Source organism: Sporolactobacillus kofuensis (genome assembly GCF_024125425.1).
Lineage (GTDB): Bacteria > Bacillota > Bacilli > Bacillales > Sporolactobacillaceae > Sporolactobacillus > Sporolactobacillus kofuensis.
Genome location: NZ_JAMXWN010000039.1, coordinates 1 through 837, shown reverse-complemented (window position 1 = coordinate 837; position 837 = coordinate 1). Strand labels below are relative to the sequence as shown.

Below are 837 nucleotides of genomic sequence, written 5' to 3'. Positions count from 1 at the left end.
GGGGTCTGCTTTTCGACATAGATGTAAACGAAATTTACGTTGTTCTTTATAAGCCTGAAATTCACCGGTCAGAATAACGTCACCCGCATTTTCACTGACCGTGATTAAGTGATCTTGGTCATAAACCAATTCCTCCGGCATGCCCCCGAAATAAGCAAAGGCATTTTCATGGCATCGAATCGTATCTTTTGTGGTGAAAGGTCTTCCCAGCCATTCCACATATTTATATCGAGAATGAGACAGAACGAATGTGATAAAGTAGAGCTTCACCTCCTTGTTCAGTACGTTTTTAAGCGTTATTTCTCCCCAGTCCACCTGAACCTGATATCCCATTGGAAGTTCATCAACCGCTTCATGACTACGAGCATGTATCTCTTTTGAGATATGGTAGATTTCCCTCAGATCTTTGACGAATAATCGAATGGTGCTCCCTCCAATGGTTAGGCCCGGATGTTTTTCTTTCAACCAATCCTCAATTTGGGCGGAAGAAAGGTCGGGATGTTCTTTTAACCAACTTATCATTTGATCCCGATAGGGATCGAGCTTCTTCCTCCTTTGATTAAGAGAATTCGCCCAATCACTTGCTTCCTCAAAAGACATTTTCAAAAACTTATAAACAGTATTTCTTGAAATACCCAGTTTTTTGGCGATTTTCGCCACTTTGAATCCTTGTTCACTCAATTGATGAACCTGTACATACAAGAGTAATTTTTCCACCTTTCGAATCCTCCAGACAAATCATGTTGAAAAACTATCATAACTTATCTGGATTACTATTTAGCGAAAAGTGTTCATTTCTATTTAGCAGAATCTGTTGATTTTAGTTTAGCAGTTACA

General features: G+C 39.4%; 1 protein-coding gene. It reads right to left on the bottom strand.

The features are described 5' to 3' along the window. On the bottom strand, positions 1 to 717 hold a 717-nt coding region (locus NIE32_RS14130), incomplete at its 3' end, for a DDE-type integrase/transposase/recombinase (RefSeq protein WP_253077510.1). Positions 718 to 837 lie beyond the last annotated feature (120 nt).